The sequence below is a fragment of the Nocardia camponoti genome, assembly GCF_014646135.1.
GTDB lineage: Bacteria > Actinomycetota > Actinomycetes > Mycobacteriales > Mycobacteriaceae > Nocardia > Nocardia camponoti.
Map to the genome: position 1 here is coordinate 374,702 of NZ_BMMW01000002.1, position 24,888 is coordinate 399,589.

The following is a 24,888-nucleotide window of genomic DNA, read 5'->3' on the forward strand; positions in this document are numbered from 1 at the left end:
ACCTCCTGCGAATTCGTGCTCATCAGGTTAGTGCTGGGTCGGCGAAGTGTTGCGCGACGACCTTTTCGACCGCCCCCACCAGCGTGTACAACACGATCGATGCCGCCGCGACCACCGCGATCGACGCCCACAGCTGCGGGTAGTCATAGCGCGGAATCGCCCGCAGCATGCTCGAGCCCAAACCTTTTCCGGTGCCCAACCATTCGGCGATCAACGCGCCAATAAGCGCGCCAGGCACCGAGATTCGCACCGCGGCGAACAACGCGGGCAGCGCGGCAGGAAGCGCGACCATCCGCAGCGCCAGCGCCTCGCTGCCACCGTAGGCCCGAACCAGGTCCAAACTCTGCTGCGGCGCCCCACGCAACCCGGCGACAATCGTGACGAACGCCGGGAAGAAAACAACCAGCGCGCCGGTGACCGCGACCATCAGTTGACCACGGCCAAACGTCGCGACAAGGATCGGGGCGAGCGTGACCAGCGGAATTGACCGCAGCAAGGTCGCAACGGGTACCACGCCGCGTTCGAATTCGCGCGAAAGCAGCACCGCTGCCGCACCGGCGACCGCCATGACCATGCCGACGACGAAGCCCAGCCCGGCGTCGCACAGGGTGATGGCCAGCCCGTCGATAATCTGCTCGCGGTGGATGGGCTTGCTCGCGAAGAGGTAAGTCCATACGTCCATCGGGGTCTGTCCGATCCGTGGCCCGATTTGCGGGAACGCGGCGAGGAAGCCAACCCAGCCAGCGAGCACCAGCACTGTCGCCAACGCGACGGAACCGAGGAAAGCCAAGAGGCTCTTCATGATTCGACTCCTTGGCTGATCGCGCCCGGCCCGTACAACGTCGACTGCACGACCTTCCCCGATAACGACGCGGCGAAATACCCTGCACCAGCGAGCAATCCGGCGGCCAGCGCCATTCCCCACGTACGCGGTAGGTCGTAGGAAGACTGCGCCGCGGTCAGCGCCACTCCGATCCCACTATCAACGCCGCCCAGGTACTCGCCGAGGATCGCGCCGAGCACGGCTGCGGGGGCGGCGATCTGCAACGCGGCGGCCATCGCGGGCAAAGCGGCCGGAATCTGCACGCGAATCAGTCGCTGCCAGCCTTTTCCGCCGTAGGCGTTGATCAGCTCGATGCTCGTACGGTTGGCCGACTTCAGGCCGGTCAGCGTGCCGATCATCGAGGTGAAGAACACCGATACCGCGGCGAGGAACACCGTCGGCGTGCGCCCGCCGAACACAACGAGCACGATCGGTCCGAGCGCCAACAGCGGGATGCAGTAGCTGATTACCGCAAGCTGCGCGGCAAGCGGTTCGGTGCGCGGAAACACCGCGACCGCGAGAGCGACCGCGATGGCGGCGAGATTGCCAAACGCGAAACCTTGCAGCGCACCCCACGCGGTAATCGACAGGTTCGGGCTATAGAGCGCGAATCCGTCGTGCGCGATCGAGGTGAGCACCGCCCACGGCGTCGGGACGGCTTGCGTCCACAGCCCGGCCAGCGCCCAGGCCACGACCAGCGCAATCGGCCCGCGAAGACTGGCAACACCTTTCATGCCGACTTCCGTTCGCCGAAGAGTAGTCCCGACAGGTGATCGTGCAACGCGTGGAATTCCGGGGTCCGCTGCATTTCGGGCATGCGGGGACGTGGCAGGTCGATGTCGACGACCTCGATCACGCGACCAGGCCGCGCCGACATCACCGCGACCGTGTCCGACAGGAATACCGCCTCGCCGATCCCGTGCGTGACCATGAGGGTGGTCGCCGGTTTTTCGGTCCAGATCCGTAGGAGTTCGAGGTTGAGCCGCTGCCGGGTCATGTCGTCGAGCGCACCGAAGGGTTCGTCAAGCAGCAGGACCGAGGGACGGACAACCAGCGCACGCGCGATCGAAACACGTTGGCGCATACCGCCGGAGAGCTGCGCGGGCTTCGCCGCTTCGAACCCCGTCAGACCGACCAACTCGATCAACCCATCGATCACCGCGTTGTCGACCGGCATCCCCGCGACCTGCAACGGCAGCGCGATATTGGCCCGCACGCTGCGCCACGGCAGCAAAGCCGAATCCTGGAACGCGATGCCAAGCTCGTGTTCGGTGCGCAACTGCTGCGGGGTGCGGCCGTTGACCAGCGCCGAACCCGACGTGGGCGTGTCTAGTCCGGCGAGGATGCGCAAGATGGTCGACTTGCCGCAGCCCGAAGGTCCGAGCAAAGACAAAAATTCGCCTTGCTTGCTCGACAGGTCAACATCAACCAACGCGTCAACTGAGCGCTTTCCTGTGGTGAAAGTCTTTGTCAGCGAGTTTATTTCGATGCCGCTCATCGCAGGCTCGGGTTCTCGGCGTAAAGCTCGGTGAGGATCGAAGTGTCGAAGAGGTCGGCAGCGGTGACCTTAGAACCGGTGCGGCCCAACGTTTTTACGGTATCGGCGATGAGGCTCGGCGAGATGGTGAACAGGCCGTCGCGACGGGTGTCGGGGGTCTGGATCAAGGGCAGCGTGGCGTCGAGTAGCGCGCGTTGCTGGGTGGGGTTGAGTTTCTGGTCGACGCCATATTTCTGCACCGTCAACGTGACCGCGCGGTCAGGGTCGGCGATGGCGTCTTTCCAGCCCTTGATCTCGGCAGTGAGGAACGACTTGCACTTGGCGCGGTCGTCGGCCAGCGACTGGGTTGACACCACGAACACCTGCGCGCACATTCGCATTCCGAAATCGCTGTAAAGGAACGAGTACGTGGAAAACCCCTTGGCACGCAACGAAACCGGCTCGTTCGTCGTGAACCCCGACCACGCGTCGACCTCCCCGTTGACCAGCGGAGACGGGTCAAACTGCACCGGAATCACCTGTACTGAGGACGGCTCGACGCCGTTGGCGGTGAGCATGGCTTCGAACGTCGGCACGTTGTTGTCGGCGACGCCGACGCGCTTGCCAACGAGATCGCGCGGCGACCGCAGCGGCTTGCCCTCGGGCGAGGTGATGCAGGCCGGACTCGACGACAGCGTCGCGCCGATAATGCGAACGGGCACACCACGTTCCACCGCGGCGGCGACCTTCTGCGGCGTCGATGTGCCGACCCACGCTTTGCCGGTGTCGATGCCCGCTTCGGTGCTTGTTCCCGCGGCACCACCAGCGAGGAGGTCGACGGTGAGGCCAGCGTCGCGGTAGTGGCCGTTTTCCTGGGCGAGGTACTCGCCGGCGAATTGGACGTTCTTGATCCAACCAAGTTGCATCGCAAGGGAATTGCTGGTTGAGCTGGAGCGCGATGCTGCTGGCGCGCAGGCGGCGAGTGCGGCGGCGGCACCGGCACAGCCGGTCAAGCGCAGGGCGTGGCGGCGGTTGAGTTTCATGATGGTGCCCTTCTCAGTTGCTGAGGCGGTAGGACCAGCCGCTGTTAGGCAGCGCGGTTGAGGTGGTGATGTCGTCGGTGACAACGTCGTCGGCCTTGCCCTGGGCAAGCAGGCCGTAGGGATCGAATTCGCGTTTGAAGGCAGCTTCTTTCGGCCCCCACGGCTTCATGCCGCTCGCGCCGAGCACTGGGGTGTGGGTGTTGGCGATGAAAAGTCCTGCGCGCTGGAGCTTTTCGGTGATGTCGGCCAGTTGCTCTTGGCTTTCGAACTCGAAAACCGGTGAGCCCTGGCAAGAAAGGTCACCGTCGATCCGCTTCATTTCCAGGTGGACTGGGCCCAGGTCGGCGAAATCGCGGTGGATGCGCACGATCGCCTCGTACAAGTCCTGCTGCGGATACAGCGCGAGCAGACCGATCAGCTTCTTGTTGAGACGCTGGTAGTGCATCATCGAATGCCCCCAGGTGAACTCATACAGCGGTGCGCCATAGGTGCCCTTGCCCTCAAGGCAGCGGTAGCGGATCTGGCCGCCATTGGCGTGCACTAGATCTTCGACGTTGGGCACCGACTGCACCGCCGCCATCAGCAACACCATCGCCTGCCCGTCTGGCACCATCCCGGCGAAGTCGGGGAAGTACTGCGGGAGCGGATGCGCGTGCGGGGAGACGACCTTTTTGAGCACTCCGTCGCTGTTGCAGATGTCGACCGAGAAGCGCGCCGCCTGCTCGAACTCGGGGAACGAGATAACTAGTTCGTGCCACTCCCACGCGGGCGTGACCGGCAGTTCGACCTCGGTGATGATGCCGTTGGCACCGTAGGCGTGATGCACGGTGTTCACGTCGCGGCCACGCAGTTCGATCAGGCGCGGTTGTTCTTCCACCGTCATCACTTCGAGCGCGGTGATGTTGCCGGTGTCGCGCAGAATCCCCCACTGGCAGCTGCCGATTCCCGCGTGGCCGCCCGCGATGTAGCCGCCGATGGTTGCCTGCTGCGCGGTTGACGGGTGCATGCGCAATTCCCAACCCGAAGGTCGGATTTCGGCGTCGATGTCGGCGACAACGGTGCCGGTCAGCGCGCGGACCGTGCGCGGGACCGCCTTGCCAGCACCGGCCCAGCCGATGACACCGGTTAGCGCGGTCACGTCGATCACCGCGCCGCCCGACAGCGGAACGCCCTGGCCGAACTGACCAGAACCCGCGCCGCGCACCGTGATGGGGATCCGATGACGCGCACACGCCGCTACCGCGATGCGCAGTTCGTCTTTGGTTTGGGGCGCGATGAAGATTTCGGCATTGCGGCCACGCAGCAGGTCGCGCAGAACGGGACTCTGGGCGAAGCGGTCGCGGCTCTTGCTGCGCAGCTTGCGCGCGTCGGTTGAGTGGTCGATCGCGCCAAGGTCGGTGCGCAGCCGGTCGATCGATTCAGTGGTTGACATAGATTGAGCTCCAAGGGTTTTCGATGAGATTTGACTCAAAGCGCGGCGCGAAGCCGCGCGACTCGCTCATGGGCATCGCCGGTGTCGGGGGTGTCGAACAGCCCGGTCGACACGCTGTGCCCACCGACGCGGACATCGACGACATTGGCCGCCGACAGTGCGAGCACGGTGTGCGCGTAAACGTCATCGGCGAGCGGTCCGGTGCTTGGGCGGTCGGGGTCGAGCACAACGAAGTCGGCGAACTTGCCCGGCTCCAAACTGCCGACCCGCGACGCGACGCCGAGCGCTTCGGCACTGCCGAGCGTGTGCATGCGCAGGATGTCGCGGCTGCTCAGCACGCCGGCGTTCTTAGCGAGGCCGCGTAGTAGGTACAGCCCGGTGCGCATGTTCTGGAACGGATCGGCGACGTCGGCGCTGGCCTGGCCGTCGACGCCGAGCCCGACCCGCACTCCCGCCGCTTGATACGCGGCGATATCGGGGATGCCCGAGCCGAGTCGGCCGTTGGAGAGCGGATTCCAGACCATCGCCGCACCCCGCTTGCCCGCTTCGGCGACGATCTCGGGGGTGGTGTGGATGAAGTGGGCGAACACGGTGTCGCTGGTGACCCGACCGGTGTCGAGCAGCAGCGGGAATTCCGCTCGCTGTCGTTCGATGACGGTGGGGTCCTCAAGGTAGTGCAGGTGTTGGCCGATGCCGTATTCGGCGAGCAGTGCCGATTCCTTGCGCATCTCCGGCGCGCTCATCGGCCACGTTGTGTTGTAGGAACGCGCGAGGATGCGTTGGTCGTCGACAGTGGCGGTTGTTTCCTGGAACCACTCGATTCCCGCGAGCCGTTCGGCTGCCGTTGCGGAGTGAGTTGGACTGTGCGCGTACACAGTTCGCATCGGCAGGTCGAGCGCCGCTCGCCATTGGCCTTCCGCGCCAGACCCGAAGTTGTGCGTGTGATTGCAGACAGTGGTGATGCCGTGCCGCAGGAGATCTCGGCCGCCGTGCATGGTGAACGCGTACATGTCGGCTTCGGTGAAGCGCGCCCCGAAGCGTTGATGTAGTTGGGCGATCCAGCCGTACGTTGAACAGCCATCGGCGATTCCGCGAAAAACCGACTGCCACAGGTGACTGTGCGCGGAGACGAAACCGGGGACAACCAACTTTCCCGCAAGGTCGACGACGGTGGCTTGGGCTGGAATGTCCGGGGTGCCCGCGCCGGTGTCGACGACGACGCCGTCAGCCGCGATCAGATACCCCCGATACGGTTCGGCCCCGTCGTGCACCGGCACGAATAATCCGTTGACGAAAATCTCCACCGGTGCTGCCTCCGAGCCGTTGATCAATCGATTTACCAACGGTCCTAGCGTCGCGCCGCGATATTTCGGCGCCGTAAAGCCGCAATTGCGTTCTGGGAACCAGAACCCGTGTCAGGTCGCCGTCAGGGCGGTGTCAGGTTGGGCGCTGATAGTTCTCCCATGACGAAAAACGAAAGCTCAACTGCCCCTTCGACTTGGACCGGCATGGTCGACGTCGACGACACCGCCCTCTACGTGACCGACACCGGCGGCGCTGGTCAGCCGGTTGTCTACCTCAACGGCGCCTACGCCGACCTTTCGCACTGGAAGAAGGTGGTCGCCGACCTGGGACCCGGATACCGCCACATTCGCTTCGACGAACGCGCTCGCGGCAAGTCCAAGCAGTCCGCCGACTACTCCTTCGAAGCGTGCCTGCGCGACATCGATGCCGTGCTCGCGGCGCGCGGTGTTGACGGGCCGGTCATCCTCGTTGGCTGGTCGTACGGCGGTGTCCTCGGCTGGCACTGGGCCGACCGCAACCCCGACCGTGTCACCGGACTGGTGACCGTCGATTCATTCCCGTTCGGCCTGACCCGCGAGGAAAGCGCCGAGCGGATTCGCAAGCTGTTCCACAAAATGCGGTTCCTGCTCCCGTTCGTTCGCCCGTTCGGGATGGCAGCACGAATGAGCGCGGCCCAGCATGCCGAGGTCAATATCGAGCTGAACGAGATCGCGGCTGCCAGCGTGGCGGTGCTGGAACGGGCATCTCACCCGGTGCGGTTCGTCTTGGCAACCGGCGACAGCCTCGGCAGCGAGAAAGGCGAAATGGAGTCGGGCAGAACGGTTCTCGACCCCATCATCGCGCACAACCCGAACGTCACGATCAGCGCGAAGGTGGCAAGCAACCATTCCAAGATTCTGGCCAAGGACTCCCCCGCCGTCGCTGCCGCGGTTCGCGGACTCGTGACTGACTAGGCCTGCGCAACAACCAATTCGAGGTACTGGGGGCCAGCGAGCGTGGTCACACTCGGGCGCCATTCGGGCCGCACCCTGTTTCGACGTGGGAATAGCGGGCACCCCATCACTGTGGGTGCCCACCGGCATCCGCAACCGCAATATCGAACTAGGTGATCTCTCGTGATTCTTTTTGGCGCGATCTTGCTCATAGCCGGACTCGTTTTCGGCATTCCCATCCTCAACACGGTCGGCGTGATCCTGCTCGTCGTCGGCCTCGCGCTGGCAGTGGCCGGTGCGGTCGGACGCCCCATCGCCGGCCGTAAGCACTACTACTGATCATGCGTAGCTTCCGCAGGACAAGGGGAACAACAATGTCGAACAACACTCCCCGCATCGCATCAACCATCGTGCTTGTCTGGTTGCTGATCGGCATCCTCGCCGCAGGTCAGCGCGGTTATTACACCGAGCGCGAGCAGAATTGCGCGACGCTGGGCACCATCGCGGTAACCGTCATCGCGGGCCCACTCAACTACGCGGGCGTCAACCCGAAGGTCGACAACTGCAAGCTGCCTGAACCCAGCTGACCGGGCCACGCACTCCTTGGCAACCCGGTCGCGCTAGCGGCGTGGGAAGACATCACGCCGCTAGCCGCGCCCGCCGCCCCCAGGAGGGGCTGGAAGAAGGCCAGCGCCGCCCATGCTGCTGCCCTGGGTGCAAGCACCGCTAGCCGTCGGCCAAACAACTTCCCCGACGATCGTGTCGCGACGCTATTTCCTTGCACTTATAAGTGTAAGGAGATAGCGTTGGGTGTAGGTACACCCGAGAGACCGAGGGGAGTTCGGAGACATGAGCACCTCCTTTATTCGCGATGACAAAGCCGTGCTGTCGATCAGCGAAGACGAAGCTACGCAAGCCCGGGCTTTTCTTGCGCACGTGGAGAATGCTGGCAGCACTCATTCGGCGCACGGCAACGCCGGGATTACCGTCAGCCTGGACACGGGCGCATCAGTAGAGATGCCCGCACAGCTCACCGCGCTGGTATCGCAAGTTCTCGATCTCGTCGCCCGTGGTTGCACTGTCACGGTCGGCAGTGTTCCGAACGAGGTGACGACGACAGTCGCCGGACGGATGCTCGGGATCTCACGCCCGACACTGATGAAGCTGATCAGCGCAGGGGAAATTCCCGCGCACAAGGTTGGTTCGCACACCCGACTGAAGACCGCCGATGTGCTGGCGCATCGGGATATACAACGCGCCGACCAGCGAGAGTCCTTCGACGCATTGCGCGCAATCGAGGATCAGCTCGGTCTGACCGACTAGCAGCGCGGGCCAAATTCCGTTGGGGCCGTTCGGGCTGTCCACCCGCTTGTACGATGTCCGCCATGACAAGCGGGTGGGTCGCCAGCGTCTTCGTGGACGCCAACGTTCTGTACTCCCGCACACTCAGGGATTGGCTGGCGCTGCTATACCTCAACCCGGGCAATGAAATGTTCGAAGTGCTGTGGTCCGATGACGTTATGGCGGAGTTCCACTACCACTTCCGCAAGAATCATCCGCTTCTCGATGACGCACAGGTGGGTGGGATTCGTCGGCGGCTCGAAAACTCGTTCAAGACGGGACGAGTCACCGGATACACAATCGACCGCGCCGTGACCTACCCGGATCCAGGTGATGCGCATGTTCACTGCGCCGCAGTCCACTGCAATGCAGACATCCTGTTGACCAATAATGGTAAAGACTTCACGCAGCTTGGCGACGTTCCGTACGAGATCTACACCGCTGACGAGTTCTTCGAGCATGTCGACACCGCGATGCCGCATGTGGTGCGTGAGGTTGTCGGCGAACAGCTCGTCTACCACCTCACACGCGGTGGGGACCGCAGCGTCGGACTGCCCGACAAGCTCAAATCGGCGCAGGCGCCCTTATTCGCGGAACGGGTTCGCCGACACCTGCAAACCCTCGACGTCAACGCTTTGCTGGGCCGCACATTCACGGCGCCCACCGCCGGCCCGCACCTCTAGGGTCGTTCGAGCAGCCTGTCCATGGAGCTGGGCTGGGTGTGATTACCGCTAGCCCACAGGCGTATCACCTCTTAGGCTCCAACTTCTTCGCGAACAGCACCTTCCCCGTCGCATCGCACAGGTTCACCGTCAGTTCCGATGTCTTGCCGTCGATGCGGACCTCGCCGAAATGCTGAAATTCCAGGTCGAGGGGGCTCGTGTTTGGGGCCGGCGGCGCGTGCACGAATACCGCTTCTGGGCCGAAGGTCGGGTCTAGGTCGTTCGGGCCGAACGCGCCCGCGTTCAGTGGGCCGGAGACGAACTCCCAGAACTCGTCGAAGTCGGTGAAGGTGGCCCGCTCGGGCGCGTAGCGGTGGGCCGCCGTGTAGTGCACGTCCGCGGTGAGCCACACGACGTTGCGCACCTTGTTGGCCTTAATCGACGAAAGCACCTGCGCCACTTCGGTTTCCCGGCCTGACGGTGCGCCGGGAGCCGCGTTAGCCGGACCTTCGAACGCGGTTTTGCCGTCCGGCACGACAACGCCAAGAGGCAGGTCTGCGGCGACGATCTTCCATGTCGCGGTCGAAGTGCGCAATCCCTCAGTGAGCCAACGGGTTTGGGCCGCACCGAAGATCGAACCAGCCGGGCCGTTGTTCGCGTTGTTGGCATCCTTGTACGCGCGCATATCGAGAACAAACACGTCGAGCAGCGGCCCGTAGGAGATCTTGCGATACAACCGACCGTCGACCGCTTCCTTGGTCTCCAACGGCATCCACTCGTGGAACGCCTGCCATGACCGCGCCGCGAGCACGTCCATGCTGCGCTCGCGGTAACCCTTTTCCGCCGCGACCGTACCACCCGGGGACCAGTTGTTCGTCGTCTCGTGGTCGTCCCACTGAACCACTTGCGCCACAGTGGAATTGAACGCGCGGTAGTTGTCGTCAGTGAGGTTGTAGGCGTAGTTGCCACGGAACTGGTCCAGCGTTTCGGCGGGCGCGTTCTTCGCCTCCGCCGTCACGTTGCGCCACACGCGACCATCAGGCAGCGTCACCGATTCCTTGATCGCGTTGTCGGCGTAAATAGCGTCGCCGGAATGCAGGAACAGGTGCGGGTCGCGCGCCGCCATCGCCTTGAACACGCGCATTCCGCCAACGTCGGGGTTGATCCCGAAACCCTGGCCAGCGACGTCGCCCGACCAGACAAGGTTGATGTCGGCGGCCGCGGTAGGTGCCGTCCGAAAAACGCCGGTGACCGGCTCGGAGTTCGCCCCACCATCACCTTCAAGGTGCACGCGGTAGTGAACAACCTGCCCGGCGGGCAACCCGTTGACCCGCACGCGACCGGTGCCGTCGGACTCCGGCGTGAGCAGCGGCCCGGTGAATCGCTTCACGTCCCGGAACGACTCGGTCGCCGACGTTTCAACAACCAGCGTCGCGGGCTGGTCGGACCGCGCCCAGATCAGCGCCCCATCACTGCGCGGATCACCGACAGCGACACCGTGGGTGAGCTTCGGCCGTGCACGAACGAGACCGGGTCCGTCGTTGCTTCCGCACGCGGCGAGCGCGGGCGACACGACAAGTCCAAGGGCGGAGGCACGAAACAGCGTGCGCCGAGACAGCGAAGAAGCCATGCCGAAACGGTGCCGCCCGCACGGGAACGCGACTCGGTCGCAACGGCAACACGGTATGAACGATGCTCGAACATCGTTTCCTCCGCGTAGGAGTTACCGCGCGTAGTTGCTCGGTCCCGCCTTCGACGAAGCCGCCTTCGCGCCCGCGCTGCACCACTCAAGCAGCGAGTTGTCCTTCGACAAATCGATGTACACGCCGGTTGCCTGGGTGAAGTAGCGGTGGTCGACCGTTGACCACTGGCTGTGCGTCGCCTTACGTAGGTCGCCGTCGCAAGTGGTTGACCCCAAACCGGTTGTTGGACACCAGATTCCCCAGTCCTGAATCGGGCCGTCGAGCGCGTCGTAGGCGGCGCGGGCCGACGCGCGATCGGGGAAGACAAGCACGTTCACCGAGACAAGGATGTGTTCGTCTTTGTCGATGTAGGAGCCGGTGATGTTGGTGACGCACCCGTTCTTGGTGAGCGCGGTATTGATGTTGTCGGAGTGACTTTTCATCGTGCATCCATGCTCACCACTCGCTTTGCGCGTGTACACGATGCCTTTAGCGTCGGTGTAGGTCTGCGGGAGCAGCGCGGCGACGGTGAGCGGGGTGGTGTCGGTTGCCGCACTGTCGAGCGTGGTTGGGTCGAACGCCTTAGTCGTTGTCGGCGCGGCCTTGGTGGTCGTCAGCGACGTCGTCGTAGTGGGTGCGACGGAAGTTGTTGCTGCCAAGGGGGTTTCGTCCTCGCCGCCTGCGTTCACCGCGACAAGCGCGACGACACCAAGTACAACAACCGCAACTAGCGCTCCGACAACAACCAGGACCGGCGTGGTGTTGGACGACCGACGCGGCGGCATCGGCGGACGTGGCGGCATCGCGTACTGCGGCTGCGGCGGCACGTACTGCGGCTGCTGCCACGAAGGCTGACTCCACGCCTGCTGGGGCGGCGGCACCTGCCCGTAATACGGGTCTGACGGGCGCGCATGCACCGTTGGATCGGTGTTGCCATGCGTTTCGCGCGACTGCGTCCACCACGCACCTTGCGCACCATCGGAACCCTGCGACTCGTCGGGTCGCCGACCCCCGGGACCGTCGTTTGTCACCTCTCCCCCATCCTCGCGCGCCCAATCCGCGCGATCTATCTCCACCCAGTGTATTGATTCCGCCGCCATCACTCGACCCGAAAGGTGTTGTGAGCGGGGGAACACACCTGTCCGACCGCCGCGGGCGTGCGTTCAGACGGGGCTCGAAAGGCTTCCGAGCGAACAGACATCGACGCAAAGGGGAGAAACGTTGCAGCTAGCGGAATTGGCCGCCGCGATCGCGTGGGAAAACCAGCGCGGACGCCTAAACCAGGGTTTAGACGTGCGCCCGACGGGCATGTTCGACGGCCAGACCCGGGGCTACCTGAACGCCCCTAGCGCACGATCGACAGGGCGATTCCGTCCAAGATGTCGTGCTCGCTCACGATCAGGGAGTCGATGCCCGCGCGGCGTGCCAGTTCGTCGGCCAAAACCTCGGTGATCACCGCGCCGCCGCCGATCACGTCGACTCGGCCCGGGTGCATGGGGCCGAGGGCGGCGCGTTCGGCGTGGGTCATCGCGATCAAGCGGTCGCAAACCTGGTGTACCGCAGGAAGATTCAGTTCGGTCAGGTGTACCTGCTCGGAGTCGTATTCGGGGAGGTCGATGGCGACGGCGGCGATCGTCGTCATCGTGCCTGCCACGCCGACCCAGGTCTTCACCCCAGCAACGGGGACGTGCGCGAAGGCTTCGTCGAGTCGCGAAACAGCGAATTCTCTTGCCGCAGCGACCTCTTCGGGTGTCGGCGGGTTCGACGGCAGGCAGCGCTCGGTGATCCGCACGCAGCCGATGTCGGCGGAGTAGGCGGCCGTCACGCCCTTGGCGTCACCAACGACGAGTTCGGTCGAACCACCACCCAGGTCAACGACAACGAAAGGCCCTGCCGCAGCGGGCAATTCACCAACCGCGCCAGCGAAGGACAGTCGTGCTTCCTCGTCGCCGGAAATCACCTCGGCGACCGCTCCCGGCACCACGCGACCAAGCAGTTCGCGCGTCATGTCGAAGAACACATCGCGATTCGACGCGTCACGGGTGGCCGACGTCGCGACCATCCGTACACGCGAAACCCCAAGCGACAGCATGGTTTCCACGTAATCAGCAAGCGCGACCCGCGTGCGCTCAAGCGCTTCCGGCGCGAACTTGCCAGTCGCGTCGACACCTTGCCCCAACCGCACGACCCGCATCTCACGAACCACGTCGGTGAGCGCACCGGCAGCATCGACATCCGCGATCAGCAGGCGAATCGAGTTAGTACCGCAGTCAATAGCGGCGACGCGCTCGCTCATTCTTCGGCCGAAACAGAAGAAGGCCAGTCGGCCGGAATCGCCGTGCCGCGCAGCCCAGCGTCCGCCGCAAGCGCGACGGCCTCGTCGCCAAACGGGTTAACACCAGGACCCTTCGCGAGCGAATGCGCGATCAGCACGTGCAGGCATTTCACCCGGTCAGGCATACCGCCGCCGGTGAAATCGGTGCCAAGCGACTCGATTTCATTGCGCTCAGCGAGGTAGCTCTCATGCGCGGCCCGGTACGCGGCCGCGATTTCGGGATCATTGGCGAGCCGCTCAGTCATCTCGCGCATCACCCCCGCCGACTCCTGCCGCGACGCCTCAGCGGTGAGCCGGGGATCAGTCAGGTAGTACAGCGTGGGGAACGGCGTGCCGTCGGGCAGCCGGGGCGCGGTTTTCACCACAGCGGGCAGGCCGTCGGGGGTGTGATAAGCAACGGCGAGCACGCCACGCGGCTCACGGCCGAGTTGCTTAGCGATGATGTCGAGATCGCGCTGCGAGGGTGCGGTCACCGTTGTCCTTCCTGGACGGGTTCGGAAATGCTGCGCCACAGGTCGGTGTACCAGGGGTCGGGCGCGGGACGACGGGTACTCATCGGCGGCGGCGTCGGTGCTTCGATGCCGGGAACCTGCACGATGTAGGGAGTTTCGCCGGGCATGACCAACCGAAGTCGATCACGGGCTTCCGAACGGATGTAGGCCGGATCCTGTTGTTGCGCACGGCGATCGCGCAACGCGGCTAAGTCGGCTTCGAGTTCGGTGCGCTGAGTTGCCAAGGCGACAGCCTCGGCGCGCTGACTGAAATAGGTGCGCGTTGGCACCGCGAGCGTGAGCGCCAACCCACACAGCACGGCGGCCAAAATGACCGCTTTACCGGTGGAAAGCCCAAGAATCGTGTGCTCGTTGCGGGCCAACTGGGTGCGCGGCTTCTTCTTAGCCGGACCGCTTGTTGGCCGACGACGCGTTGTCCGGGTCGCTGACGGACCCGGCGCGTCGAGATGAGGCGGTCGAGAACGCGCTGACCGCGACGTGCGGCGGGTGTCGCGTCTGTTGGGACTGCTGCCACGCGCACGTCGATCGGTCATCGCCTACCGCCTCATCTCACCGCTGCCTTACTTTTGCGACGCTACCCTTTAGTAATCGTGGGTGAAGCGCGGGAACGCGACGTCGCCCGCGTAGGTGCCCGCGTCGCCGAGCGCGTCTTCGATGCGCAGCAGCTGGTTGTACTTGGCGACACGCTCGGAACGAGCGGGCGCGCCGGTCTTGATCTGGCCCGAACCAACGGCGACGGCGAGGTCGGCGATGGTGGTGTCTTCGGTTTCGCCACTGCGGTGCGACATCATCGTGCGGTAGCCGTTGCGGTGCGCGAGGTCGACCGCGTCGAGGGTCTCGGTGAGCGTGCCGATCTGGTTCACCTTCACCAGCAGCGCGTTGGCCGCGCCCTTGGCGATGCCCTCTTCGAGGCGCTCAGGGTTGGTGACGAACAGGTCGTCGCCAACAAGCTGCACCTTTTCGCCGATCAGGTCGGTGAGTGCGACCCAGCCATCCCAGTCGTCTTCGGCAAGCGGGTCTTCGATCGAAACGAGCGGGTACGCGTCGAGCAGCTCGGCGTAGAACGCGCCCATCTCGGCGTCGCTGCGGACCTTGCCTTCGAACTTGTAACCAACACCGGGGGTGTAGAACTCGGTGGCGGCGACGTCGAGGGCGAGCGCGATGTCGGTGCCCAGCTTGTAGCCGGCCTTCTCGATCGCGACGCTGATCAGGTCGAGCGCTTCCTTGGTGCCAGCGACGTCGGGCGCGAAACCACCCTCATCGCCAAGACCGGTGGACAGGCCCTTGCTCTTGAGCACCGACTTCAGCGCGTGGTACACCTCGGCACCCCAGCGAAGCGACTCGCGGAAGGTCTGCGCGCCGATCGGGGCGACCATGAATTCCTGCACGTCAACACCGGTGTCGGCGTGCGCGCCACCGTTGAGGATGTTCATCATCGGCACGGGAAGCACGTGCGCGTTCGGACCGCCGAGGTAGCGGAACAGTTCAAGGCCCGACGATTCAGCGGCGGCGCGAGCCACCGCGAGCGACGTGCCAAGCAGCGCGTTGGCACCGAGGCGCGACTTATCGGGGGTGCCATCAAGATCGAGTAGCACCTGGTCGACAGTGCGCTGTTCGACGGCGTCGAGGCCGATGATGGCCGGGGCGATCTCGTCGAGAACGGCTTCGACGGCCTTGAGCACGCCCTTGCCGTTGTATCGCTCATCGCCGTCACGCAACTCGACGGCCTCATGCTCGCCAGTGGACGCGCCCGAAGGCACATCAGCGCGGCTCAGCGTGCCGTCGTCGAGGGCGATCTCGACCTCGACAGTGGGGTTGCCGCGCGAATCGAGAATCTCGCGCGCTCCGACCTGTTCGATAATGGCCACGAAAACGACTCCTTACGACGGAAGGCACGGTAGGTCTCACGGGATGGTCCGTGCGTGGCTGAGCCTATCGTCTTCGACGACTGCTGAGTAACCGGCACTCCGGGCCTGACCGAACTACACGCGTTGGCCAATGCTGTAGATCGCGGCGCGATCCCGTACGACGTGCATGTATTTGTTGGATTGGTTGTAGGCGAGCAGGGCTCGTTGCCAGCCGTCGGGTGAGGTGAGGTTGCCGCCGCGCGCGCAGAGGTAGCGGGCGGCGGTGAGGGCGGCGTCGTCGATGCTTTGCGGGTCGATGTTGCCGTCGCCGTTGGCGTCGACACCCCAGCGTTTCCACGTTTCGGGGATGAATTGCAGTGGGCCAACGGCTCGGTCGAAGACTTTGTCGTTGTCGAGTTTGCCGCCGTCGGTGTCGCGGATGACGGCGTTGCCCTTGGTTCCGTCGAGGGGGACGCCGATGATGGCGGGGCGAACGGTGCCGTCGCTGTTGAGGTTCGCGCCGCGATGGGTGCCGTGCGCGCTTTCGACGCTGGCGATGCCCGCGATGGTTGTCCACGCGATGCCACATTCGGGCTCAGCCCTTGCCATGACGGCGGCGGCGTAGCCGTAAGCCTCAAGGGCGACGGGGTCGACGCCGACTTCCTCGGATTGTTGGTCGGCCCAATCGCTTAACTGGGTTGCCGCGCGACCCGGCGCGTCGATGTTGATCGCGGGCAACGGGACGCCGGGCCCAGGCGGCATGTCGTCGGGAATGTCGACCCCGCCCCCACATCCGCCGAGCAGCACCGTCATCGCTACTACGGCGAGCACGCCGATCTTTGTCCCAGGCACGTCTCTATGATCCAGATCGATCATAAGAGCTTGCGTTTGGGCTGGTCAGGCTAGCGCGCAGCGATGCAGACCGACAGCGCGGGACCAGTTTTCTCGGATCGGCTAAAGCGCGCGGACGAACCGAATCCTCTTGGACACTCGGCTTCGTGGACGGCATGGATCTCGGAAACGACGCCGTCGGCCGCCGGGTCAGCGCAGTCAACGAGCGTGATGTCGATTGTGTCGCCGGCGCGCTCAAGTCCCGTGACGCACGCTCCCACGTTCGCGTAGCCAATGTGATTGAGCTGGGCGGGTCCTAGGCAGCTGACGATCTTGAGGTCGGTGATCTCGCTTGAGCTCGCGAAGGATGCGGTGGCGTTGGGCACCGAAGCGCACATTGGCTTGGCTGGCTCCGAGTACTCGCGCCGCACATCGAGCACGCGGTACATCGCTGTTGGTGAGGCACAGGAGGTTTTCGCGAAGATCGCGGCGTCGAAACAGTCACCCGGTTCCGCGTCCTCGACGCGCGAGGACGGATGAGCCGAAACCGTACAGAACACGATCGCGCGGCCACCAAGCGATGTTTGCGCGAACGCCTGACGCGCGGTCGTGCTGGCTCGGCACGCACCGTCATTCACCGGCAACTTCTCTCGTTTCTCGATCCCAACGACTCGACGCACATCAGCTTTCGCGCAGTCGACTCGCCAGAGTTTCTGGCCTTGCTCTTGCACTGTGACGCAGTCGTTGACCGTCAACATTCCGGCATCGGTGGTATTCGCGCGGGTCGGGGTGAGGCAAAGCGCTATGTCGGACTTGCCGTGAGCGAGCGGCTGGATGACCGCGCGCGTCGCGTTTGCGTGTTTCACACAGCTGAGTTCGGTTGGGGCTTGCGCTCGCTCACGCGCGGTCACCCGATAGATCGCGTTCGGTTCCGCGCAATCACGTTCGACCGGCGCGGTGTCGTCGTCAACGCAGCTGCCGATCGCGAAAGCGACGTCGTTTGGCTGCATTAGCCAGTAGGCGATGCCGATAGTGCCCGCGCTCGCGGACAGGATGACGACGAGGCCGAGAACCAACGCGAGTATCCACTTGCGACTCGGCAGTGCGGACCCGACCGCGCTCGTCGTCACCGGCAACGGCGCCGCGTCGAGTGTGTGTGGAGCTTCCATTACGTCGTTCTCCTGAAATCTGTTGCTGGCCAACCAGACTTGTTCGGAACAAGATCGCGATCTGTTACAAGCCGAACCCGGCTTAGCGCGGTACGACACCGTGGGGTAGAAATTTCGGTTATCGGATTCCGCTATTTCTTGGCCGACACGTTAGGTAAGTCTTGCCTAATGTGGTTCCACGCAGTACCTTCGCTCATCGAGTTCGGATTCACCCCAGGGTCTCACCGGTGCGTGGAAGGGACGTTCGTGGAAAGTGTTGTCGTCGAACCAGATTCGCGACGGTTGAGCGAGCTAGAACGGCGGGCTATTCCGGCTACCGACGCTGCGCGACTACGGGTGGCCGCGAAGGAAATCTGCTCGCTATCACGTGACGGCAGCCACATCGACCTTCTCGATGCCTACGTCCGGGAGTTATCCGCCGACCTGCGTGATGTTGTGCGGGTGCCAATGACAGCATCGGGCGCGGTTGTTGTCGACGGATTCCCTTGCGATGCTCAGGAATTCGCGCCGACACCGGCGAGCTGGCAGGCGGCGCAAACGGGCGACCCCGCCGCGCGCGTCGTCGACGTGATGCTGCTAATCCTCGCCCGCTGCGTCGGTGAACCGTTCGGCTGGCACGGGCAACAGGCGGGTCGGCTGGTGAACAACATCGTGCCCGCCGCCGGTCACGAGGACGAACAGTCGGGCGCGAGCAGTTCCGTCCTACTCGCGCCGCACACCGAGGACGCGTTTCATCCCGCCCGCGCGAATCTGTTGCTGCTCGCGTGCTTACGCAACCCCGATCGGGTCGCGACCACGATTTCGTCGGTGCGTGAAGTGGAACTGGGCGACGACTTCGACATCCTGCACAAACCGGTCGTGCCGATCCTGCCGGACATCTCCTACGGAGCCGGTGACTTCTCGCGCCCACCTCCTTGCCCGACGCTGTGGACTGACGAAAGTGGTTGTCTCACCTTGCGATACGACCCCGCTTACACGCCGCTCGACGACGCGCAACCCGACTTCCTGCGCGCCTACTCGCGCCTTGGCGACGAACTCGCGCGCGTGCGAAGAGCACCCGCGCTCAAGCCCGGTCAGGTGCTTTTGCTTGACAATGACGTCGCCGTCCACGGGCGCGTCCCGTTCCGCGCGCGCTATGACGGCACCGATCGCTGGCTCAAACGCGTCAATATCCGGTTGCCCGAACGTCGTCGGCGCGGTGCCGAGGCGAATGAGAATGGGTATGGGCAGCGGGTGGTCGCGCCGTTCCGGTCGTCCACCGACGGCAGGCCGGACTGGGGTAACGCCGATGAACGAGGACATGAGCAGCCGTGACCGCAGCCCCGCATTGCGGGTGCTGTCACGTAGTGATCTGGCCGACGTGCCGATCAGCCCGGCCGACGTGGTACGTGCCGTTGAAGAGGCGTATCTCGCGTTCGCCTCGGGTGAGTCGGATAGCCCGCGCAAGCTGAGTGTCGCTGACCCCGGCGGCAATTCGGTTTCGTACGCCATGTTGGGCCGCGACGGGCGACGGCGCGTTGTCGCGATGAAGACCTCCTACAAGTTCGACCCGAGTCATGACCGCAGCACCAAGCGGTACTACACGACCATCACGCTCTACGACGACACCACCGGCGCACCGATCGCGCTGATGGACTGCTCGCGGGTCGGCGCGTTGCGCACGCCCGCCGTTTCGGCGCTGCTAGTCCGCGAGACGGTGCGACGTGGCGCGGAAAGCGTGTTACTGATTGGGACCGGCACCCAGGGCCGAAACGCGTTGCCACACTTGCTTTCCGCGAACCCGCAGCTGCGGAAGTTGATGGTGTACGGGACGCACGCCGACGGCCTGGCGGCTGTTCACGAACACCTCGCCGACGACTCCCCGCACGCGCTGCTGACCGAGGTCGACGACCCATACGCGGCGGCCCGCACGGCCGACGTTGTGCTCGCGACGGCAGGTCCGGGGACCGAAGTCGCCATCGAATCGCGCGACCTCGCGCCGGGTTCGGTGTGCGTGCTCGTCGGATATGGGCTCGCCCCTTCGACGTTGGTCGACGCGGACCGGGTGATCGCGACGAGCGAGGCGCAGATGCGCTTGACCGGGACGGACATGGCCGGTCCAGATGGGACATTGCGGGCGGTCGACGCCGAATTGCCGCAGGTGTTGACGCGATCGGCGGTGGGGCGGCGGTCGGAGGACGAGAAGATTTTCCTCTACAACAGCGGAATTGTGTTGACCGACATTGCCGTTGCGCACGCGTTGGCCGCGCGGGCGATCGCTGAGGGGCGTGGGCAGGAGGTCGCGCTGTGGGAGTGAGGCGCGGCGATGTCAGTGAAAGGGGCGCGGCGTGGCGGTAGCGCCTGAGCGGATCAAGGCGGGAGCCCCAGTCGACCGGGCGACGCACATTGCGCCATCGATGCCGTCGCATCAAAGTGATTGGGCGAGTGCGTTTCTCGCATCTCAACTTCCGCGCGAAATCGCCCACGTACTCGGCGGTCCCTATCACGTGCTCTATCCCGAGCAGATCAGCGCTAATGTGCGGGGGTTTCACGACGCGTTTCAAGCCTCCGGGGTCGACGGGGTCATCTACTTCGGGAAGAAAGCCAACAAAGGCGCGTGCGTCGTAAGGGCCTGTGCGGAGGCTGGGGCCGGGGTCGATGTCGCGAGTGTTGGCGAGTTCGTCGGCGCGCTCGCCGGTGGGGTGCGTGGGGCGAACATCATGGTGACCGGGCCGAGTAAGTCGGATGAGTTGCTCTGGCTTGCCGCCCGACATGGTGCGACGGTCGCTATCGATGGGCTCGATGAGTTAGCGCGAGTTCGTGCGCTTAGTGAGCGGGCGAGCGTCGACCAGCCGGTGTCTGTCGTACTGCGACTGCTGCCCGACGGGGTGGTCAGTCGGTTCGGGATGACCGACGAGGAAGTCACGCGGGCCGTCGCCAACCTGCCCCTGGCCGGACCAATATCGTTGCGCGGCTTCAGTTTTCATCTCGGCGGTTACGACGCCGCACCACGCATCACGCTCGCCCGTCACGCGATCGACTGGTGCCTCTGCGCCCAAGCAGCAGGCCATCGCGCTGATCTGGTCTCCATCGGCGGCGGGTTCGCAGTCGACTACGTGCCCGCCGACGCGTGGAACCGGTTTCGCGACGAGTACTCCGACGCATGGTTCCACGGGTCTGCCCCCGCGCTCAACGACTCGTACCCGTACCACTGCGCCAAACCAGGCCCGGTGATGCTGCGGGAGATAGCCGACGAACTCGCATCGGTCCTGCGACGCAACAAGATTCAACTCGCGATCGAACCGGGCCGCGCGTTGCTGGACCAAGCGGGCTGTTCCGTTTTCCGCGTCCAGGGCACAAAAACCCGCGAAACCCCAACCGGCCCTTACGACATCATCACCGTCGACGGGACAAGCCTGAGCCTGTCCGAACAGTGGTTCAACAGCGAATATCTGCCTGACCCAACGCTGTGGCCGCCGGAAGCAGGCGAATCCACCCCGACGACGGTCGGCGCGGCAACGTGTCTCGAATCCGACCTACTAAGCCGCCGCCGCATCCCGCTCCCCCGCCGTGCGAAGGTCGGCGACCTGCTCATCTACCCCAATACCGCTGGCTACCAAATGGATTCGAACGAGTCGTCGTTTCACGAGCTGCCAATTCCACCAAAAGTCGTGCTGCACAACACCACTCACGGTCTCGCCTGGACCCTCGACAAAGGATGACGTTCATGACTCTCGTCACGCGCGTGACGGATCTGATCGGCCGCACCCCGGTTTTCGAGCTCGCAACCACCGACACCGGCACCCGCCTGCTACTCAAACTTGAGCAGCACAACCCCACCGGTGCGGCGAAGATCCGGATGGCCCGCTCGATGGTGCTCGACGCTGAGGAACGCGGGCTACTCCGGCCTGGCGGCCACATCATCGAATCCACTTCCGGCAACACCGGTTTGGGCCTCGCCGTCGTCGCCGCAGAGCGCGGGTACCGCTTCACCGCCGTCGTCGACAATCACGCGTGCAAGGACAAACTCCGCGCGATGCGGGCGCTCGGCGCGACGCTCGTTTTCGTCGGCGACGACGCCGCAGGCGACGACCTCGCCACGTCCGCACGCGAAGACCTCGCCGAAGCGATGGCCGCCGCCCGCCCCGACGCGTACTTCACCGAGCAGCACAACAACCCGGCCAACGCCGTCGGCTACTACGCGGTCGCCGACGAACTGCTGGCCGACCTCGACCGAGTCGACATCCTCGTCTCTGCCGTGGGCACCGGCGGTTCCCTGTTCGGCACGGCGCGCAGGCTCGCCGACCTTGGTCGACCGGCCCGCGTGATCGGCGTTGAGCCCGTCGGGTCGATCGCCTTTGGCGGGCCGGGTGGTCCGTACTGGCAATCGGGCACCGGCACGCCGCCGGGCGCGACGATCGGCACGGCGGTCGACTACACCCTGCTTGACGAGGGCGTGAAGGTGTCCGATGTCGACGCGTTCGCGACAGCACGCGCGATCGCCCGCACCCACGGCCTATTGCTTGGCGGATCGGCTGGCGGTTCGGTGCACGTCGCACTGGAGCGACTTGCCGAATTTCCGCCTGGCTCAACGGTCGTCACGATCGTCTGCGACGGCGGCGAGAAGTACCTCGACACCGTTTTCGACGACGAGTGGATGGGCGCGCACGACCTGCTCGACCCTGGCATGGAAGCCGAGGTCAGCGCACTGTTGCGCCAGTACGCACCAAGTAACCGCGCCGACCTGGTCCCGGCGGAGTGAAAAGCCAGCGCGCGCACCGACTCCCCGGGTTTCAGCCCAGCCACGCACGCAGCGAAACCGAGCCGCTAGCGCAACCGTCCTCGCCTGCGACCAAGGATGCGCGCCGCTCGTGCCAGACGACGTCAAGGGATAAGCGTGCGGAACGACGCGAGCGCTCGCAGTTGACTAGCGGTCATGGGATGAGCGTGCGCATCGACGCGCGCGCGCTCAGTCGGCTAGTAGTCGAGGGGTGAGCATGCGGATCGAAGTGAGCGCGCTCAGTCGACTAGTGGTCACGGGATGAGCGTGCGCATCGAAGCGGGCGCGCTCAGTCGACTAGCGGCACCGATCGCGCTCACCCAACTCGCGCAAGTCGCCGTTTCGACGACCAATCTCGCGCTCATGGGCACGCTCGGCGTCGATGAAGTCGCGGCCGGCGGCCTCGCACTGGTGCTGTTCAACCAAATCCGCACGATGTGCGTTGGGCTGATCACCGGCAGTGGAAATCAGGTCGCCAGCGTCGTGAGTGACGCCGAGCGGCGTGGCGTGCGGGCCGACGAAGACGTGCGCGGCGTCGTGCGCGCGGCGTTCGTGATCGCCACGTTCGCCGCCCTGATCGGCGGCGCTGTTCTCATCGGGCTCGGCTGGCTACTCCCCTGGCTCGGCCAGGACGCCGCCGTTTTCGACGCGGCACGCCCGATGATGATCGCACTCGCACCCGGCCTACTGCCGTGTCTGTGGTTCCAAGTGCTGCGGCAGTATTCGGTCGGAATGCGTAAACCGCAGGCGCTGCTGCTCGTCACGCTGGGCTCGGTCGCGCTGAATCTTGTTCTTGCCCTTGCCTTTATCCAAGGTTGGCTGGGCTTGCCCGCGTGCGGCCTCACCGGTATCGGCATCGCGACTTCGCTCGTTTTCGCGGTGACCTGCGCGGTCCTGTGGGCGATGGTCCATCATGACCCACTCCTCGGCCGGACGTTGCCGACAACGCCGTGGCCGTTGACCCGCAAAACCCTGATCGACGAGGTCCGGCTCGGCACCCCGATCGCCCTCACCTACGGTTCGGAAGCCGGGATGTTCTCCGTGCTCGCCCTGGTGATGGGCAGTTTCGGCCCTGCCGCGCTCGCCGCCCACAACGTGGTTTACCAGGTGATCTATATCGTGTTCCAGCTCGCGATCGGGTTGTCGCACGGGGCTTCGATCTTGGTGAGCCGTCACGTCGCGCGACGCGATTTCACCGAAGCTCGCGTCGTCGCGTGGCTCGCGCTCGCCTTCGCTGGCGCAATCACGCTAGTGACCGGCGTTTTATATTGGGCGGCACCGGGATTCGTGCTCGCACCCTTCCTGAACCCGACCGATTCCAGCACCGAAAATATCGCCTACACGCTCTTAAAGATCGGCATCGTGTTGCAGTTCTTCGACGCCGCGCAAAACATCGGTACCGGACTACTCCGCGGCCTCAAACGCACAACAACGGGGCTGCGACTCTCGCTTGTCGGCTACTGGGCCGTTGGCCTGCCCGCCGCGCTGCTGTTCGCGTTCCCGCTGAATCTTGGTCCGGCAGGAGTGTGGTGGGGCCTCACGCTCGGCCTAGCCGCGACCGCGTTGTTGATGCTGCGCAAATACTTCGCCCTCATCGACAACGCCGCCGCGCTCAGCACACCCGAATCTGTTGCTGCCGGGACTTAGCGGGGACCTAGATCCGCACGCCATAGTCGCGCGCGATGCCTTCAAGACCCGACGCGTAACCCTGGCCGATGGCACGGAACTTCCACTCGTTGCCGTGGCGGTACAGCTCGCCGAACACCATCGCGGTCTCGGTCGACGCGTCTTCGGACAGGTCGTAGCGCGCGAGCTCAACGCCGGTGTTCGAGTCGGTGACCCGAATGTAGGCGTTGCGGATCTGCCCGAACGACTGTCCACGCGCCACCGCGTCGTGAATCGAAACCGGGAAGAAGATGTTGGTGATCGACGGGGGCGTAGCGACCAGGTCGACGTTGATGGTCTCGTCGTCGCCGTCGCCCTCACCGGTGAGGTTGTCGCCGGTGTGCTCGATGGTGCCCTCGGGCGAGAGCAGGTTGTTGTAGAAAATGAAGTGCTGGTCCGACAGCACCTTGAGGTTGGGGCCAGTCGCCAACGCGCTGGCGTCGAGGTCGTGCTCAGCACCGGTGGTAGTCCGCACATCCCAGCCGAGCCCGACCGAAACCTTGGTGAGGTGATCGGTCTGCTTCGACAGCGAGACGTTGCCGCCCTTAGCGAGTGTGACGCTCATGAGAACCCTTCTGTTCTGACTGAAATGGTGTGCTGTGAAGTAACTTACGTCCAAGATCGCAAGGTTGCGACCCGTTCTCGCAGTGCGAGCAACTCGCTATCGTCGAGTACTTCGCGTTGAATCCCCGCAGCCACGGCGAAGGCCCCCTGACGGTGATCGTCGATGACATCCACGTCGATTTGCACCGCCGCATACTCTTGCGCCGTCGGCATTTGCTCAGCGATAACCTTCGCCCGGCCACGCGCGCACAACGCCACATCGCCGCCGCCAAGAATGAGCAACGCAACCTCAGGCTGCACGCGAAGCCGGGCGAGCGAACCGCGATTTGACCTGAGGCTCAACAGGATTCGATGATCACCAGCGCGCACCGGCCACGAAACGGGAATCGCATGCGGGGCAGGGTCGGTGGTGACCAAAACAGCGATCGTCTCGACCGGCCACTCCGGCAGCACCGCAAGCTCGGGATGTTCGACCTCAGTTGCCATCACGTCACCTCAAGAAGATCGTT

At 64.6% G+C, this 24,888-nt stretch carries 26 protein-coding genes and 2 pseudogenes; 12 read left to right on the top strand and 16 right to left on the bottom strand.

Annotation, left to right across the window (positions count from 1 at the left end; genetic code table 11):
• Positions 1–22 precede the first annotated feature (22 nt).
• From IEX78_RS09980 to IEX78_RS10005, 6 genes are read right to left on the bottom strand one after another with little or no spacing between them, the layout of a single operon-like run.
• Positions 23–802: an ABC transporter permease gene (locus tag IEX78_RS09980; protein ID WP_188828633.1), complete on the bottom strand. Its 780-nt coding sequence runs from the start codon at positions 800–802 to the stop codon at positions 23–25.
• Positions 799–1,557, bottom strand: a complete 759-nt coding sequence (locus IEX78_RS09985) for an ABC transporter permease (RefSeq protein ID WP_188828634.1) — start codon at positions 1,555–1,557, stop codon at positions 799–801. Before IEX78_RS09985 ends, IEX78_RS09980 begins: the two co-directional genes overlap by 4 nt.
• On the bottom strand, positions 1,554–2,321 hold the full coding sequence (locus tag IEX78_RS09990; RefSeq protein WP_188828635.1) for an ABC transporter ATP-binding protein: 768 nt from the start codon (positions 2,319–2,321) through the stop codon (positions 1,554–1,556). The genes IEX78_RS09985 and IEX78_RS09990 overlap by 4 nt, the downstream gene beginning before the upstream one ends.
• Complete coding sequence (locus tag IEX78_RS09995; protein WP_188828636.1) at positions 2,318–3,343, bottom strand: ABC transporter substrate-binding protein; 1,026 nt, start codon at positions 3,341–3,343, stop codon at positions 2,318–2,320. The genes IEX78_RS09990 and IEX78_RS09995 overlap by 4 nt, the downstream gene beginning before the upstream one ends.
• A gap of 13 nt (positions 3,344–3,356) precedes the next feature.
• Entirely contained in the window at positions 3,357–4,775 is a 1,419-nt protein-coding gene (locus tag IEX78_RS10000) for an FAD-binding oxidoreductase (RefSeq protein ID WP_188828637.1), read from the bottom strand.
• A gap of 35 nt (positions 4,776–4,810) precedes the next feature.
• Positions 4,811–6,118, bottom strand: coding sequence for an amidohydrolase family protein (locus tag IEX78_RS10005; protein WP_188828638.1), 1,308 nt, complete (start codon positions 6,116–6,118; stop codon positions 4,811–4,813).
• Positions 6,119–6,238: 120 nt separating this feature from the next.
• On the opposite strand from IEX78_RS10005, the gene IEX78_RS10010 reads away from it, so the two are divergent.
• The 6 genes and pseudogenes from IEX78_RS10010 (at position 6,239) to IEX78_RS10030 (ending at position 9,036) form a co-directional block, all read left to right on the top strand.
• Complete coding sequence (locus tag IEX78_RS10010; RefSeq protein WP_188828639.1) at positions 6,239–7,033, top strand: alpha/beta fold hydrolase; 795 nt, start codon at positions 6,239–6,241, stop codon at positions 7,031–7,033.
• Positions 7,034–7,195: 162 nt separating this feature from the next.
• Positions 7,196–7,351: a DUF6131 family protein gene (locus tag IEX78_RS10015; protein WP_188828640.1), complete on the top strand. Its 156-nt coding sequence runs from the start codon at positions 7,196–7,198 to the stop codon at positions 7,349–7,351.
• 35 nt (positions 7,352–7,386) lie between these two features.
• Positions 7,387–7,599, top strand: coding sequence for a hypothetical protein (locus IEX78_RS10020; protein WP_188828641.1), 213 nt, complete (start codon positions 7,387–7,389; stop codon positions 7,597–7,599).
• Between the two features lie 9 nt (positions 7,600–7,608).
• Positions 7,609–7,742: pseudogene (locus IEX78_RS24845) on the top strand (YdeI/OmpD-associated family protein); the annotation flags it as partial.
• 119 nt (positions 7,743–7,861) lie between these two features.
• A complete protein-coding gene (locus IEX78_RS24175; protein WP_229683850.1) occupies positions 7,862–8,335 on the top strand; it encodes a helix-turn-helix domain-containing protein in 474 nt (157 codons plus the stop codon).
• A gap of 62 nt (positions 8,336–8,397) precedes the next feature.
• A complete protein-coding gene (locus IEX78_RS10030) occupies positions 8,398–9,036 on the top strand; it encodes a PIN domain-containing protein (protein WP_188828642.1) in 639 nt (212 codons plus the stop codon).
• Positions 9,037–9,100: 64 nt separating this feature from the next.
• Here the strand turns inward: IEX78_RS10030 and IEX78_RS10035 are convergent, their stop codons facing one another.
• On the bottom strand, positions 9,101–10,645 hold the full coding sequence (locus tag IEX78_RS10035) for an alkaline phosphatase D family protein (RefSeq protein ID WP_188828643.1): 1,545 nt from the start codon (positions 10,643–10,645) through the stop codon (positions 9,101–9,103).
• A gap of 93 nt (positions 10,646–10,738) precedes the next feature.
• Complete coding sequence (locus IEX78_RS10040) at positions 10,739–11,728, bottom strand: hypothetical protein (RefSeq protein WP_188828644.1); 990 nt, start codon at positions 11,726–11,728, stop codon at positions 10,739–10,741.
• Between the two features lie 193 nt (positions 11,729–11,921).
• Here IEX78_RS10040 and IEX78_RS24180 point away from each other — a divergent pair.
• Positions 11,922–12,017, top strand: a pseudogene (locus IEX78_RS24180) (carboxymuconolactone decarboxylase family protein); the annotation flags it as partial.
• A 25-nt stretch (positions 12,018–12,042) separates the two neighbouring features.
• Here the strand turns inward: IEX78_RS24180 and IEX78_RS10045 are convergent.
• The 6 genes from IEX78_RS10045 to IEX78_RS10070 form a co-directional block, all read right to left on the bottom strand.
• Positions 12,043–12,993, bottom strand: coding sequence for a Ppx/GppA phosphatase family protein (locus IEX78_RS10045; protein WP_188828645.1), 951 nt, complete (start codon positions 12,991–12,993; stop codon positions 12,043–12,045).
• A complete protein-coding gene (locus tag IEX78_RS10050) occupies positions 12,990–13,505 on the bottom strand; it encodes a DUF501 domain-containing protein (RefSeq protein WP_188828646.1) in 516 nt (171 codons plus the stop codon). The genes IEX78_RS10045 and IEX78_RS10050 overlap by 4 nt, the downstream gene beginning before the upstream one ends.
• Complete coding sequence (locus tag IEX78_RS10055; protein ID WP_188828647.1) at positions 13,502–14,077, bottom strand: FtsB family cell division protein; 576 nt, start codon at positions 14,075–14,077, stop codon at positions 13,502–13,504. Before IEX78_RS10055 ends, IEX78_RS10050 begins: the two co-directional genes overlap by 4 nt.
• Before the next feature lie 48 nt (positions 14,078–14,125).
• Entirely contained in the window at positions 14,126–15,412 is a 1,287-nt protein-coding gene (gene eno / locus IEX78_RS10060) for a phosphopyruvate hydratase (RefSeq protein ID WP_188828648.1), read from the bottom strand.
• A gap of 114 nt (positions 15,413–15,526) precedes the next feature.
• The gene (locus IEX78_RS10065; protein ID WP_229683983.1) at positions 15,527–16,204 is read right to left on the bottom strand and encodes a lytic transglycosylase domain-containing protein; all 678 of its coding nucleotides are present in this window, start codon (positions 16,202–16,204) and stop codon (positions 15,527–15,529) included.
• Positions 16,205–16,293: 89 nt separating this feature from the next.
• Complete coding sequence (locus tag IEX78_RS10070; RefSeq protein ID WP_188828650.1) at positions 16,294–17,391, bottom strand: hypothetical protein; 1,098 nt, start codon at positions 17,389–17,391, stop codon at positions 16,294–16,296.
• Between the two features lie 246 nt (positions 17,392–17,637).
• Between IEX78_RS10070 and IEX78_RS10075 the strand changes: the two genes are divergently transcribed.
• The 5 genes from IEX78_RS10075 (at position 17,638) to IEX78_RS10095 (ending at position 23,797) form a co-directional block, all read left to right on the top strand.
• Positions 17,638–18,705, top strand: coding sequence for a TauD/TfdA family dioxygenase (locus tag IEX78_RS10075; protein WP_229683851.1), 1,068 nt, complete (start codon positions 17,638–17,640; stop codon positions 18,703–18,705).
• Complete coding sequence (locus IEX78_RS10080) at positions 18,692–19,687, top strand: ornithine cyclodeaminase family protein (RefSeq protein WP_229683852.1); 996 nt, start codon at positions 18,692–18,694, stop codon at positions 19,685–19,687. Before IEX78_RS10075 ends, IEX78_RS10080 begins: the two co-directional genes overlap by 14 nt.
• A 31-nt stretch (positions 19,688–19,718) precedes the next feature.
• Positions 19,719–21,092 (top strand): alanine racemase, encoded by a 1,374-nt coding sequence (locus IEX78_RS10085; protein WP_229683853.1) that lies wholly within the window; start codon positions 19,719–19,721, stop codon positions 21,090–21,092.
• A 5-nt stretch (positions 21,093–21,097) separates the two neighbouring features.
• Complete coding sequence (locus IEX78_RS10090; RefSeq protein WP_188828653.1) at positions 21,098–22,132, top strand: PLP-dependent cysteine synthase family protein; 1,035 nt, start codon at positions 21,098–21,100, stop codon at positions 22,130–22,132.
• Positions 22,133–22,411: 279 nt separating this feature from the next.
• Complete coding sequence (locus IEX78_RS10095; protein WP_188828654.1) at positions 22,412–23,797, top strand: MATE family efflux transporter; 1,386 nt, start codon at positions 22,412–22,414, stop codon at positions 23,795–23,797.
• A gap of 7 nt (positions 23,798–23,804) precedes the next feature.
• Here the strand turns inward: IEX78_RS10095 and IEX78_RS10100 are convergent, their stop codons facing one another.
• Together IEX78_RS10100 and IEX78_RS10105 are read right to left on the bottom strand one after the other, a co-directional pair.
• A complete protein-coding gene (locus IEX78_RS10100) occupies positions 23,805–24,380 on the bottom strand; it encodes a TerD family protein (RefSeq protein WP_188828655.1) in 576 nt (191 codons plus the stop codon).
• 44 nt (positions 24,381–24,424) lie between these two features.
• Complete coding sequence (locus IEX78_RS10105) at positions 24,425–24,865, bottom strand: hypothetical protein (protein ID WP_188828656.1); 441 nt, start codon at positions 24,863–24,865, stop codon at positions 24,425–24,427.
• Positions 24,866–24,888: the final 23 nt, after the last annotated feature.

Bases quoted from the DNA above. Each gene is read 5' to 3' on its own strand.
- IEX78_RS24175 (WP_229683850.1), top strand. From the start codon at position 7,862: ATGAGCACCTCCTTTATTCGCGATGACAAAGCCGTGCTGTCGATCAGC.
- IEX78_RS10065 (WP_229683983.1), bottom strand. From the start codon at position 16,204: ATGACGGTGCTGCTCGGCGGATGTGGGGGCGGGGTCGACATTCCCGAC.
- IEX78_RS09980 (WP_188828633.1), bottom strand. From the start codon at position 802: ATGAAGAGCCTCTTGGCTTTCCTCGGTTCCGTCGCGTTGGCGACAGTG.
- IEX78_RS10100 (WP_188828655.1), bottom strand. From the start codon at position 24,380: ATGAGCGTCACACTCGCTAAGGGCGGCAACGTCTCGCTGTCGAAGCAG.
- IEX78_RS10030 (WP_188828642.1), top strand. From the start codon at position 8,398: ATGACAAGCGGGTGGGTCGCCAGCGTCTTCGTGGACGCCAACGTTCTG.
- IEX78_RS10090 (WP_188828653.1), top strand. From the start codon at position 21,098: ATGACTCTCGTCACGCGCGTGACGGATCTGATCGGCCGCACCCCGGTT.
- IEX78_RS10105 (WP_188828656.1), bottom strand. From the start codon at position 24,865: ATGGCAACTGAGGTCGAACATCCCGAGCTTGCGGTGCTGCCGGAGTGG.
- IEX78_RS10000 (WP_188828637.1), bottom strand. From the start codon at position 4,775: ATGTCAACCACTGAATCGATCGACCGGCTGCGCACCGACCTTGGCGCG.
- IEX78_RS10010 (WP_188828639.1), top strand. From the start codon at position 6,239: ATGACGAAAAACGAAAGCTCAACTGCCCCTTCGACTTGGACCGGCATG.
- IEX78_RS09990 (WP_188828635.1), bottom strand. From the start codon at position 2,321: ATGAGCGGCATCGAAATAAACTCGCTGACAAAGACTTTCACCACAGGA.
- IEX78_RS10095 (WP_188828654.1), top strand. From the start codon at position 22,412: ATGAGCGTGCGCATCGAAGCGGGCGCGCTCAGTCGACTAGCGGCACCG.
- IEX78_RS10055 (WP_188828647.1), bottom strand. From the start codon at position 14,077: ATGACCGATCGACGTGCGCGTGGCAGCAGTCCCAACAGACGCGACACC.
- IEX78_RS10020 (WP_188828641.1), top strand. From the start codon at position 7,387: ATGTCGAACAACACTCCCCGCATCGCATCAACCATCGTGCTTGTCTGG.
- IEX78_RS10035 (WP_188828643.1), bottom strand. From the start codon at position 10,645: ATGGCTTCTTCGCTGTCTCGGCGCACGCTGTTTCGTGCCTCCGCCCTT.
- IEX78_RS09995 (WP_188828636.1), bottom strand. From the start codon at position 3,343: ATGAAACTCAACCGCCGCCACGCCCTGCGCTTGACCGGCTGTGCCGGT.
- IEX78_RS10045 (WP_188828645.1), bottom strand. From the start codon at position 12,993: ATGAGCGAGCGCGTCGCCGCTATTGACTGCGGTACTAACTCGATTCGC.
- IEX78_RS10070 (WP_188828650.1), bottom strand. From the start codon at position 17,391: ATGGAAGCTCCACACACACTCGACGCGGCGCCGTTGCCGGTGACGACG.
- IEX78_RS09985 (WP_188828634.1), bottom strand. From the start codon at position 1,557: ATGAAAGGTGTTGCCAGTCTTCGCGGGCCGATTGCGCTGGTCGTGGCC.
- IEX78_RS10080 (WP_229683852.1), top strand. From the start codon at position 18,692: ATGAGCAGCCGTGACCGCAGCCCCGCATTGCGGGTGCTGTCACGTAGT.